This is a genomic window from Streptomyces sp. col6, from assembly GCF_008042035.1.
GTDB lineage: Bacteria > Actinomycetota > Actinomycetes > Streptomycetales > Streptomycetaceae > Streptomyces.
Genome location: NZ_RDBL01000029.1, coordinates 616855 through 628308, shown reverse-complemented (window position 1 = coordinate 628308; position 11454 = coordinate 616855). Strand labels below are relative to the sequence as shown.

At 72.1% G+C, this 11454-nt stretch carries 9 protein-coding genes and 1 pseudogene; 3 read left to right on the top strand and 7 right to left on the bottom strand.

Features of this window, described 5'->3' with window-relative positions; translation table 11 throughout:
* Nucleotides 1–173: pseudogene (locus EAO73_RS32255) on the bottom strand (mycothiol synthase); the annotation flags it as partial.
* A 210-nt stretch (nt 174–383) separates the two neighbouring features.
* On the opposite strand from EAO73_RS32255, the gene EAO73_RS32250 reads away from it, so the two are divergent.
* Nucleotides 384–2261, top strand: a complete 1878-nt coding sequence (locus EAO73_RS32250) for a bifunctional metallophosphatase/5'-nucleotidase (protein ID WP_147975028.1) — start codon at nt 384–386, stop codon at nt 2259–2261.
* Between the two features lie 172 nt (nt 2262–2433).
* Nucleotides 2434–3336, top strand: coding sequence for a phosphatidylinositol-specific phospholipase C (locus EAO73_RS32245; RefSeq protein WP_147975027.1), 903 nt, complete (start codon nt 2434–2436; stop codon nt 3334–3336).
* An 85-nt stretch (nt 3337–3421) separates the two neighbouring features.
* On the opposite strand, the gene EAO73_RS32240 is transcribed toward EAO73_RS32245, so the two are convergent.
* The 6 genes from EAO73_RS32240 to EAO73_RS32215 all read right to left on the bottom strand — a co-directional run bounded on the left by EAO73_RS32240 (nt 3422) and on the right by EAO73_RS32215 (nt 10312).
* Nucleotides 3422–4729, bottom strand: a complete 1308-nt coding sequence (locus tag EAO73_RS32240; RefSeq protein ID WP_147975026.1) for an LPXTG cell wall anchor domain-containing protein — start codon at nt 4727–4729, stop codon at nt 3422–3424.
* 263 nt (nt 4730–4992) lie between these two features.
* Entirely contained in the window at nt 4993–6399 is a 1407-nt protein-coding gene (locus tag EAO73_RS32235) for a sensor histidine kinase (RefSeq protein WP_147975025.1), read from the bottom strand.
* A complete protein-coding gene (locus EAO73_RS32230) occupies nt 6396–7124 on the bottom strand; it encodes a response regulator transcription factor (RefSeq protein WP_147975024.1) in 729 nt (242 codons plus the stop codon). Before EAO73_RS32230 ends, EAO73_RS32235 begins: the two co-directional genes overlap by 4 nt.
* A 72-nt stretch (nt 7125–7196) precedes the next feature.
* Nucleotides 7197–8354, bottom strand: coding sequence for a S1C family serine protease (locus EAO73_RS32225; RefSeq protein ID WP_147975023.1), 1158 nt, complete (start codon nt 8352–8354; stop codon nt 7197–7199).
* A 101-nt stretch (nt 8355–8455) separates the two neighbouring features.
* On the bottom strand, nt 8456–9502 hold the full coding sequence (locus tag EAO73_RS32220; protein WP_147975022.1) for a LacI family DNA-binding transcriptional regulator: 1047 nt from the start codon (nt 9500–9502) through the stop codon (nt 8456–8458).
* A gap of 24 nt (nt 9503–9526) precedes the next feature.
* A complete protein-coding gene (locus EAO73_RS32215; RefSeq protein WP_147975021.1) occupies nt 9527–10312 on the bottom strand; it encodes a response regulator transcription factor in 786 nt (261 codons plus the stop codon).
* Nucleotides 10313–10555: 243 nt separating this feature from the next.
* On the opposite strand from EAO73_RS32215, the gene EAO73_RS32210 reads away from it, so the two are divergent.
* On the top strand, nt 10556–11431 hold the full coding sequence (locus EAO73_RS32210) for an alpha/beta hydrolase family protein (RefSeq protein ID WP_412075708.1): 876 nt from the start codon (nt 10556–10558) through the stop codon (nt 11429–11431).
* Nucleotides 11432–11454: the final 23 nt, after the last annotated feature.

Genomic DNA, 11454 nt, shown 5'->3' with positions numbered 1-11454 from the left:
CTCCCGCTCCCGCCCCGCAGCTGGAGCCGCCCCTGCTCCGACACGGCCTGCCGGCCGTCGGTCCGGGCGGCCTCGGCGAGCAGGTCGAGCACGCCGGCGGCCTGGTCGGGGGAGAGGGTGTCGAGCGTCTGGATCTCGCGTCCGGGGGCGGGGAGGGGTACGTCTGTCGTCATGTGTACGAGCGTACGGGCCCCTCGTGCGGGGGGCGGGCTTTGCCGGGAACCCCGGTCCGGGGCGCGGGGTTCCGTCCTCAATCGCCGGACGGGCTGGCAGACACGCACCGGTCGGCAACCAGTTCGTAACCGTAAACATCTGGTCGCGCTACGCGCGTTGACTCTAGGCTGCGGCTCGAACTTCCACCCGCTGAACTCACAAGGGGACCGATGTCAGCGACACCGCAGAAGAACCGTGCGTCACGGCGGGTGCTCGCCGCCGCGGCCGGTCTCGCCACCGTGGGTGCGCTGGTCGCCGCCATGCCGGCCGACGCCCACGGGCGCGGACACGGGCACGGCCACGACCACGGGCACCACACGCCGGCCCGGACCGTCGACGTACAGCTGCTGTCCTTCAACGACCTGCACGGCAACCTGGAGCCGCCGGCCGGTTCGGCCGGTACGGTCACCGAGACGCAGGCCGACGGCACCACGAAGGCGATCCCGGCCGGAGGCGTCGAGTACCTCGCCTCGTCGCTGCGCACCGCCCGCAAGGGCCACCCGTACTCGATCACCGCGGCCGGCGGCGACATGGTCGGCGCGAGCCCGCTGCTGTCGGGGCTCTTCCACGACGAGCCGACCATCGAGGCGCTCAACAAGATCGACCTCGACGTGACGAGCGTCGGCAACCACGAGTTCGACGAGGGCGCCGTCGAGCTGGCCCGCCTCCAGAACGGCGGCTGCCACCCGGTCGAGGGGTGCTACGAGAAGGGCAAGAAGTTCAAGGGCGCCGACTTCCCGTACCTCGCGGCCAACGTGACGAGCGAGAAGACCGGCAAGCCGATCCTCAAGCCGTACACGGTGTGGAAGAAGAACGGCGTCAAGATCGGCTTCATCGGGGTGACCCTGGAGGGCACGCCGAACATCGTGACGGCCAACGGCGTCAAGGGACTCAAGTTCCACGACGAGGTCGAGACGATCAACAAGTACGCCAAGGAGCTGGACCGCCAGGGCGTGAAGTCGATCGTCGCGCTCATCCACGAGGGCGGCGCGCCCGCCTCGGCGTCGTACAACTACGACTGCGACAGCCCCGGCGCCGGTGACGGCATCTCCGGGCCGATCACGGACATCGCCAAGGGCATCACGCCGAAGGTGGACGCCCTGGTCACGGGCCACACGCACCAGGCGTACGTCTGCACGATCCCGGACCCGGCGGGCAACCCGCGCCTGGTCACGTCGGCCGCCTCGTTCGGCCGGCTGTACACGGACACGACGCTCACGTACGACCGCCGCACCGGCGACATCGTGCGCACGGCGGTGAAGGGGAGCAGCAAGAAGGGCTCGAAGCACCACGGTTCGACGCCTTCGAATCCGGTCTCCGCGAACCACCTCGTCAGCCGGGACCAGACGCCCGCCAAGGACATGACGGACCTGATCGCCCGCTGGAACACGCTCGCGGCCCCGATCGCGAACCGGCCGCAGGGCTTCATCTCCGCCGACATCAACGGCCGCGGCTCCACGGCCCCCGAGAAGCCGCTCGGCGACCTGATCGCCGACGCGCAGCTGGAGGGCCTGGCCCCGGCGGACAAGGGCGGGGCGGTCGTCGCCTTCATGAACCCGGGCGGCATCCGCGCGGACCTGGTGTACAAGGCGTCCGGCAGTGAGGGCGACGGTGTCGTCACCTACGGCGAGTCGTTCACCGTGCAGCCGTTCACCAACATGATGAACGTCGTCGACCTGACCGGCGCGCAGCTCGTCAGCGCCCTCCAGCAGCAGGTCAGCGGCTCCAACGAGGCCAGCCCGAAGATCCTCCAGGTCTCCAAGGGCCTCACCTACACGCTGGACATGACGAAGTCCGGCGCGGCCCGCGTGGTCACGGACACGATCAAGCTCAACGGTGAGGCGATCGACCCGGGCAAGACGTACCGCGTCGCGATGAACGAGTTCCTGGCGGGCGGCGGCGACGGCTTCGCGGCGCTCGGCGAGGGCACCAACAAGCTCATCGGCGCCTCCGACCTGGACCTGTTCAACGCCTACCTGGCCGCGCACTCCACGGCCTCGGCCCCGCTGGCCCCGCCGGCGACGGACCGGATCACGATCGTGCAGTAAGCAGCATGTGAGCGGACGCGGATGCGCGGGCCGGGGCGACTGCCCCGGCCCGCGCATCCGTCGTTTTCGCGCCGTGTGCGGGTGCGGTGCTCGCAGCCCTGTTCCGTGAGTGACGTGTACGGGACATAATGCGCGGGCCGGTCCCGACCCCCACGCAGCCGGAGGCATCCCCATGGGCCAGACGCGCACGTACACCGCGAGCCGCAGACACTTCCTGGCCGGGGCGCTGGCCGTCTCCGCCACCGCCCTCGTCGGCGCCGCACCCGCCCGCGCGGCGGCGCCGAAGGCGCTCACCGTCCAGGACTGGATGAGCGGCATCGCGGACGGCACCGCGCTCCAGCGCCTCACGATCCCCGGCTCGCACGACTCCGGCGCCCGCTACGGCGGCCCCTGGACGGAGTGCCAGAACACCACGATCGCGGAGCAGCTGAACAGCGGGGTGCGCTTCCTCGACGTGCGGTGCCGGATCACCGACGGCTCCTTCGCGATCCACCACGGGGCCTCGTACCAGAACCTGATGTTCGGTGATGTCCTCGGCGCCTGCTGGGACTTCCTGGCCGCGCGGCCGACCGAGACCGTGCTGATGCGGGTCAAGCAGGAGTACTCGGAGGAGAGCGACGCGGCGTTCCGGGCGGTCTTCGACGACTACCTCGACGGCAGGGGCTGGCGCCCGCTGTTCCACATCGACAGCGCGCTGCCCACGCTCGGCGGGGCCCGCGGCAAGGTGGTGCTGCTCGCCGACAACGGCGGGCTGCCCGGGGTGCGGTACGCCGACCCGGCGCTCTTCGACATCCAGGACGACTACATGGCGGAGCCGTTCGCCAAGTACCCGAAGATCGAGGCCCAGTTCCGCAAGGTGGCGGCCGAGCCCGGGAAGCTGTTCATGAACTACGTGAGCACGGCCGCCCTGCTGCCGCCCCGCTGGAACGCGGACCGGCTGAACCCGCAGGTCCACTCGTTCCTCGACTCGGCGCAGACGGCCGGCTGGACCGGCCTCGGCATCGTCCCGCTGGACTTCCCGGCGACCCGCTCCGGCCTGGTGGAGTCCCTGATCCGCCACAACCCCACGTCCTGACCCGGCCCCGCAAGAGGGGAGGGGGCTGCGGACCGGTCGACCGGCCCGCAGCCCCCTCCCCCCTTTTTTCTGCCTACGCGCTTGCTCAGGCCTCCGCGCCGGCCCGGCGGCGGCGGACGGCGAGCACGGCCGCGCCACCGAGGACGACGGCCGCGGCGCCGGCGATGCCGAGCGGGACGGTGGCGTCGGACGAGCCCGTGGAGGCGAGGCCGCCGCCGGTGGACGCGTCACCGGACGCCGAGCCCTGGGCCTGCTGGCCGGTGGAACCCGTGGTGCCCGTCGAACCGGTGGAGCCCGTGGAGCCGGTGGACCCGGTCGTGCCGCCGGTGCCGGAGCCGCCGGTCGTGCCGGTCCCCGAGCCCGCGGCCTTGACCGTGAAGGCGGTCGTGTCCATGCCGGGGGCGCCGCCGCAGGAGCCGTCCTTGTTGACGTACTCGGCCGAGGTGAGGACGACGCCGTTGCCGGCCGGAGCCTTGGCGTCGGCGGTGAGCCGGAGCTTGACGTCGGTCTGCGCGCCCGCCTTCAGCGCACCGAGACCGATCTGGTGGTCCTGGGGGACGGCGTGCCACTTCGGCGACGCGGCGGTGGACCACTGGAGGTGCATGTACTGGTCGGTGGTCTTGAGGCCGGTCGTGTCGGTGGTGTGGACGTACGCGTACGTGGTGACCGCGTCGAGGGTCTGCGCGGTGCCGTTCTTCACGCGCAGCGAGAAGGTGGTGCTCGTGCCGGCGACGACCGAGGAGGGCAGGCCGCTCACGGTGGCGCGGAGGTTCGCGGGCACGCAGTCCGGACCGCCCTCCTCCTCCCGGGCCTTGGCCAGTGCCTCGTCGGCGGCGGTCTTGACGGCGAGCGCGTCGGCCACGGCCTTCTGCAGCACGCTGTATGCGCGGGCGGCGGCGACGCGGGCGTCGTCGGAGGCGGTGGTGGCCTCGGTCGCCTTGGTCTCGGCGTCGGCCTTGGCGGTGGCCGCGGTGGCGGCAGCCGTCTCGGCGTCGGTGACGGCCTTCTCGGCCTCGGTCCGCTCGGCGTCGGTCGCCGTGTCGGGCAGCGCGGCGAGCGCCGCCTTGGCGTCGGTGACGGCCTGGTCGGCGGCGGTCTTGGCGGCAGCGGCGTCGTCGGCCTTCTTACGGGCGGCCTTGGCCTCCACGGCGAGGGGCGCCTCGTCGGACAGGGCCGCCTTCAGCACCTCGTAACCGGCCTTCTGCGCGGCGACGGCCTCGTCGTACGCCTTCTGCGCCTCGGCGGCGGCCTTCTCCAGCTCCTCGATCGTCGGCTTGGCCTTGGCCTCCGCCGCCGGCTTGGCGTCGGCGAACGCGGGGGTGACGGAGAGGAGCGCGGCGGGGGTGGTGACGGCGACGGCCACGGCAGTCGCGAGTATGCGGCGAATCTTCACATGAGCCCTTGGGGTCGATCCGGAGAAGCGGAGAGTTCTGGGGACGTGCGCGCCACAGCGGCTTGTTCACGCGTGCGGCTGTGAAGATCGTATGAGCCCGGTCGGACACGGCCGGGAGATATTTTCCGCGGCGCCGCCGCCCCGCCCCTCGCCGGGCGAGGACAGATATCGCCAAAGAGTGCAGTTGCCCTCGGTTCGGCCGTTTTCCCTGTGTCGAACGTCACGTGGTTCGCTGTGGAGTTCCGGCGCCCTTCCCGGTCCGGCTACTCCTGCGGGGGGTCCGGCGGGGGCTGCGGTGCCCCCGGGAGGGTGATCGACGCTTCCGTGCCGCCGCCCTCGGCGGGGCTCAGGGTGATGCCGCCGCCCGACTGCTGGACCGTGCGGGCCACGATCGACAGGCCGAGGCCCGAGCCGGGGAGCTGGCGGGCCGAGGGGGAGCGCCAGAAGCGTTCGAAGACGTGGGGGAGTTCGTCGGCGGGGATGCCGGGGCCGTGGTCCCGGACCGTGAGCCGGCCCCGGTGCAGCACCACGTCGATCGTGGAGCCGGGCGGGCTGAACTTCACCGCGTTGTCCAGGACGTTGACGATCGCCCGCTCCAGCGCCGCCGGTTCGGCCCGTACGTACCAGGGGGCCAGGTCCTCCGTGATCGTCAGCTCGGGGCCGCGCAGCCGGGCGCGCCGGAGCGCCGCGCGGGTGATGTCGTGCAGGGCCACCACCTGGAGCGGGCCCGGCTGGGCGGCGTCCGGGCGGGCCAGTTCCTGGAGGTCGCCGATGAGCGCGGCCAGCTCCGTCATCTGCGCCTTGACCGAGGACATCAGCGCCCTGCGGTCGTCCGGCGGGATCGCCCGGCCCGTCTCGTCGCTGCGGGCCAGCAGCTCCACGTTGGTGCGCAGCGAGGTGAGCGGGGTGCGCAGCTCGTGGCCGGCGTCGGCGATGAGCTGCGCCTGCCGGTCGCGGGAGCTGGCGAGCGAGGCGGTCATCGAGTTGAAGGACCGGGACAGCCGCGCGATCTCGTCCTCGCCCTCGACGGGGATGCGGACGGTCAGGTCCTCGGTCCTGGCCACGTGCTCGACGGCCTCGGTGAGCTCGTCGACGGGGCGCAGGCCGGAGCGGGCGACCCAGAGGCCGGCGGCGCCGGCGCCGATGACACCGATGCCGCTGACGAGGAGGAGGACCCAGGCGAGGGTGGAGAGGGGTTTGTCGATCTCGCTCATGGGGCGGGCGATGGAGACGGCGAGGTCGATGGGGCCCTTCACGGGGGCGGTGTACACGCGCATCTCGACGCCGTCCGCGTCCTTCGCCGTGCGCAGGGCGTCCGGACGGTCGTGGGTGACCACGGCGAGGTCTGCCTGGCTCACGGGGAGCTTGGAGGAGCCGGGGGCGACGCAGATCGTGCCCTGGTCATCGATGAGCTGAACGGTGAGCCCCGTGTAGGGCCGGGGCGAGATCTGGCTGGCCCCGCGGCAGTAGTCGTACAGGTTGGTCAGATACCGCGCGTCGACGTTGGCGCCGCGCAACGCCCTGTCCTGCTGCTGCTCCAACTGCTCCCGCGTCACGAACCAGCACGCCACCGCCACCGCCGCCACCGCCACCGCCACCGCCGTGGCGACCAGCAGCGCCAGCCGGGAGCGGAGCGGCAGCGCGCGGAACCGGTGCAGCGGCCCCGTCATCCGTCGCCCCCGCCCGAGCGGAGCGCGTACCCCACGCCCCGGACGGTGTGGACGAGGCGCGGTTCGCCGCCGGCCTCCGTCTTGCGGCGCAGGTACATCACGTACACGTCCAGGGAGTTGGAGCTCGGCTCGAAGTCGAAGCCCCAGACGGCCTTGAGGATCTGCTCGCGGGTCAGGACCTGGCGCGGGTGCGCGAGGAACATCTCCAGGAGGGTGAATTCGGTACGGGTCAGCTCCACGCGCCGGGTGCCGCGCATGACCTCGCGGGTGGCGAGGTCCATGCGCAGGTCCGCGAAGGAGAGCACGTTGTCGTCCGGCACGGGCCCCGCGGCGGCCGCGTACGAGCTGCGGCGCAGCAGCGCGCGGATGCGGGCGAACAGCTCGTCCAGCTCGAAGGGCTTGACCAGGTAGTCGTCGGCGCCCGCGTCGAGTCCGGTGACGCGGTCGCCGACGGTGTCCCGGGCCGTGAGCATCAGGATGGGCGTGGTGGTGCCCGTGGAGCGGATGCGGCGGGCGGCGGTCAGGCCGTCCATGCGGGGCATCTGGATGTCCAGGACGATGAGGTCGGGGGCGTACGACTCCGCCTTGGTGAGCGCGTCGAGACCGTCGACGGCCACCTCGGTGCCGTATCCCTCGAACGCGAGGCTCCGTTGCAGTGCCTCACGCACGGCGGGCTCGTCGTCGACGATCAGGATGCGCTGGGGATCGTCTTCGGCGGGGCTCATCGCTCTCTCGTCCTCTTCTCGTTCGGTACGGGGCCGGGGCGCTGCGGGCCCAGTTTCTCAGCCCCGCCCGCTTCAGGAGCCGTTGCCGGCGCGCAGGGTGTCGAGGTCGGCCTTCAGGGTGTTGACCGGGATCGCGAAGCCGAGGCCGACGCTGCCGGCGCTCGAACCGCCCGAGCCGCTGGCGGAGCTCGCCGAGTACATGGCCGAGTTGATGCCGATGATCTCGCCGTCCATGTTGATCAGCGCGCCGCCGGAGTTGCCGGGGTTGAGCGAGGCGTCGGTCTGGAGGGCCTTGTACGTGGTGGTCGACTCGCCGGTGTTGCCGTTGAACTGCTGCCCGCCGAACTCGAAGGGCCACTGGCGTCCGCCACCCTGCTGGTCCTGGTCCTGGCCCTGGCTCTGGTCCTGGCCGCTGTCGCCGTCCTTGGCGACCGTGACGTCGCGGTCGAGCGCGGAGACGATGCCGCTGGTGACGGTGCCGGTCAGGCCCTCGGGGGAGCCGATCGCCACGACCTGGTCGCCGACGGCGACCTTGGAGGAGTCGCCCAGGGTGGCCGTCTTCAGGCCGCTCGCGCCCTGGAGCTTGATGAGGGCGAGGTCCTTGTCGGCGTCGGTGCCGACGACATCGGCGGTGTACGTCTTGCCGGTGCTCAGCGTGACCTTGATCTCCGAGGCGCCCGCGATGACGTGGTTGTTGGTGACGATCTCGCCGTCCGACGTGATGACCACGCCCGAACCCGTCGACTGGCCGGCCGTCGAGGTCGCGCCGATCTCCACGATGGTCGGCGAGAGGGCCGCGGCCACACCGGCCACCGTGCCCTTGCTGCTCTGCGAGACGGTGGTGCCCGGGATGACGCCGCCCCCGGCGGTGGTCGCGGTGCCGTCGTCCGTGAGCCTGCTGATCACGGTGGCGGTGCCGCCGCCGACGATCGCCGCGGCGATGGCCACCGCCGCGAGGAGCGCGACCGGCTTGCGGATCCGGCGCCGGGCGGCGGGCGGTTCGGCTGCGGGCTGCGCGGGGCCGTGACCGTACGGGCCGTCACCGCCGCCGTCGCCGGCTCCGCCGTAGTGCGCGTCGGCCGGTGCGGGGGCGGGCCACACGGTGGTCCCGGGGCCCATCGGGACCGGCTGGACGGGCTGGTATGACGGCGGCGGCGGGTAGGCCGCGTCGCCGTTGCCGTACGAGGGGTACATCGGGTACTCGCCGCTCGGGCGCTGGCTCTCTGTCATGTCTATGAGACTGTCCGGCCAAGATGAGAGGAGCGTGAGGGCGCCCTGAGAAGCCCGGCAGAACCTCGTATGCCCGATATAAGGGCCACCCGGGCGGCCCTCTACGGGAGCGCGCGCCCCGCCGGTTCGCCGCAGCCGCAGGAGCGGCGGACCACCAGCGCGGACGGGAACTGCTTCAGCCGCTCCCGCCGCGACCCCGACACCCGCAGCGAGTCGTCGAGCACCAGGTCCACCGCCGCCCGCGCCATCGCCGGGCGGTCCGAGAAGACCGTGGTGAGCGGCGGATCGGTCAGCCCGGCTTCCTTCACGTCGTCGAAGCCCGCGACCGCCAGCTCGCCCGGCACGTCGATGCGCAGTTCGCGCGCGGCCCGCAGCACGCCGATGGCCTGGTCGTCCGTGGCGCAGAAGATGGCCGGCGGCCTGTCGGGGCCGGAGAGCAGCTCCAGGGCCACCCGGTAGGCGTCGTAGCGGTTGTACGGGGCCTGGAAGAGGCGGCCCTCCGTCGAGCGGCCCGACTCGTGCATCGCGCGGCGCCAGCCCTCGACGTGGTCGGCGACCGGGTCGCCGACGGACGGGGTCTCCTCCGTACCGCCGAGGCACGCCACGTACGCGTTGCCGTGCTCCAGCAGGTGGCGGGTGGCGAGCTGGGCGCCGCCGATGTCGTCCGTGACGACCGCGACGTCGTCGATCGCCTCGGGCCGCTCGTGCAGCAGCACGACCCGGGCGTCCCATGCCTCTATCTCCGCCGCCGCGCGCTCGCTGGGGCCCTGGCTGACCAGGATCAGGCCGGAGACCCGCATGCCGAGGAAGGCCCGCAGATAGTGGACCTCGCGCTCGTCGCGGTAGTCGGAGTTGCCGACGAGGACCATTTTCCCGCGCTCGGCGGCGGCCTGCTCGACCGCGTGCGCCATCTCCGCGAAGAACGGCTGCCGGGCGTCGGGCACGATCATCCCTATGAGATCGGTCCGCCGCGAGGCCATGGCCTGGGCGACCCGGTCGGGCCGGTAGCCCAGCTCCTTGATCGCGGCGAGCACCCGCTCGCGCGTGGCCGGGGCGACCGGCCGGGGTCCGTTGTTGATGACGTAACTGACCACGGCGGTCGACGTCCCCGCCAGTCTCGCCACATCGTCCCGCGTCACCTTGGCCACGCGCGGCAGTCTACGCGGATGGAACTACCTCTTGGCTGGCCGGACCGGGGCTTCTTCCGTAACGTCCACGATGCGAGACTGCTCCGAATGGGTGACCTCTCGCGCGGCTGCCTTGGCCTCTTCCGCCGCCCGCTCGACCTTCTCCGGAGCGACGAACCGGTAACCCACGTTCCGCACGGTCCCGATCAGCGACTCGTGCTCGGGGCCGAGCTTGGCGCGCAGCCGCCGTACGTGCACGTCGACCGTGCGCGTACCGCCGAAGTAGTCGTAGCCCCAGACCTCCTGGAGCAGCTGGGCGCGGGTGAAGACCCGGCCCGGGTGCTGCGCCAGGTATTTGAGCAGTTCGAATTCCTTGAAGGTGAGGTCCAGGACCCGGCCCTTGAGTTTCGCGCTGTACGTCGCCTCGTCGACGGAGAGATCACCGTTGCGGATCTCCATCGGGGAGTCGTCGGCGGTGATCTGCTGCCGGCCGGTGGCCAGCCGCAGCCGCGCCTCGACCTCGGCGGGGCCCGCCGTGTCGAGCAGCACGTCGTCGATGCCCCAGTCCGCGGTGACGGCCGCGAGACCGCCCTCCGTGACGACGAGGATCAGCGGACAGCCGGGTCCGGTGGACCGCAGCAGCTGGCAGAGGGAGCGGACCTGCGGCAGGTCGCGGCGCCCGTCCACGAGGATCACGTCGGCACCCGGGGTGTCGACCAGTGCGGGGCCCTCGGCGGGTGCGACACGCACGCTGTGCAGCAGGAGGCCGAGGGCGGGAAGCACCTCCGTCGAAGGCTGGAGGGCGTTGGTCAGGAGCAGCAGAGAACTCATCGCCGCCCACCTGCCCGGTTCGTCGGTCGGTGATCGTGCACGGTTGGCTCGCCCATGACGTCGGTCCTCCTCGTTCCCTGCGAGAGGGGCACTCCCGGGCCGGACCCGGGGGAGTATGCGGCTCTGCTTCGTACGCTGGTGTTCCGCTGAGCTTGTCGAAACGTTGCCGTAACAACGCTCGGAAAGCACAAAAGGACCCGGGGGCTGCTTTGCCCGGATCCTCTTCACAGGAGAATAACCCACATGAGTTCAGTGTCCGAGGGGAGAATTCCGGATTCCACTGTTCGCTCGGTCACGCACGGTCCGGTGCGGGCCACGTTGCGGGCGGATGACGGGACCTGGATCGAGGCGGTGTACGACCCGTGTACGGCGGATGACGCGGCGGAAACGGTGATCGTCGTCGCGCACGGATTCACCGGTTCGGTGGACCGCCCCGCGGTGCGGCGGGCGGTGCGCACGTTCTCCCGGTACGCGGCGGTGGTGACCTTCTCCTTCCGGGGTCACGGCAGGTCCGGCGGGCTGTCCACGGTGGGCGACCGGGAGGTGCTGGACCTGGCGGCGGCGGTCGCCTGGGCGCGCTCGCTCGGACACCGGCGCGTGGTGACGGTCGGCTTCTCGATGGGCGGCTCGGTGGTGCTGCGGCACGGCGCGCTGTACGCGGACCGGGCGGCGGACGCCGGGGGCGCCGGGAGCGTTGCGGAGCGCGAGGGGCGCACAGGGGCGCGTAAGGAAGCACACGCGGACGCGGTGGTGTCCGTGAGCGCCCCCGCGCGTTGGTACTACCGGGGTACGGCTCCGATGCGCCGCCTGCACTGGATGGTCACCCGGCCCACGGGCCGGCTGGTCGGGCGCTACGGCTTCCGCACGCGCATCCACCGCGAGGCGTGGGACCCGGTCCCGCTCTCCCCGGCCGGGGCCGCCGCCCTGATCGCCCCGGCGCCCCTGCTGATCGTGCACGGCGACCGGGACCCGTACTTCCCGCTCGACCACCCCCGCATGCTGGCCACCGCCGCGGGCGACGCGGCCGAGCTGTGGCTGGAGCGCGGCATGGGGCACGCGGAGAACGCGGCCGACGAGACCTTGCTCACCCGCATCGCCGACTGGGCGGTGCCACGGTGAACCATGATGGGCAGCCGGTGACC

Bases quoted from the DNA above. Each gene is read 5' to 3' on its own strand.
- EAO73_RS32250 (WP_147975028.1), top strand. From the start codon at position 384: ATGTCAGCGACACCGCAGAAGAACCGTGCGTCACGGCGGGTGCTCGCC.
- EAO73_RS32245 (WP_147975027.1), top strand. From the start codon at position 2,434: ATGGGCCAGACGCGCACGTACACCGCGAGCCGCAGACACTTCCTGGCC.
- EAO73_RS32235 (WP_147975025.1), bottom strand. From the start codon at position 6,399: ATGACGGGGCCGCTGCACCGGTTCCGCGCGCTGCCGCTCCGCTCCCGG.
- EAO73_RS32230 (WP_147975024.1), bottom strand. From the start codon at position 7,124: ATGAGCCCCGCCGAAGACGATCCCCAGCGCATCCTGATCGTCGACGAC.
- EAO73_RS32225 (WP_147975023.1), bottom strand. From the start codon at position 8,354: ATGACAGAGAGCCAGCGCCCGAGCGGCGAGTACCCGATGTACCCCTCG.
- EAO73_RS32215 (WP_147975021.1), bottom strand. From the start codon at position 10,312: ATGAGTTCTCTGCTGCTCCTGACCAACGCCCTCCAGCCTTCGACGGAG.
- EAO73_RS32210 (WP_412075708.1), top strand. From the start codon at position 10,556: ATGAGTTCAGTGTCCGAGGGGAGAATTCCGGATTCCACTGTTCGCTCG.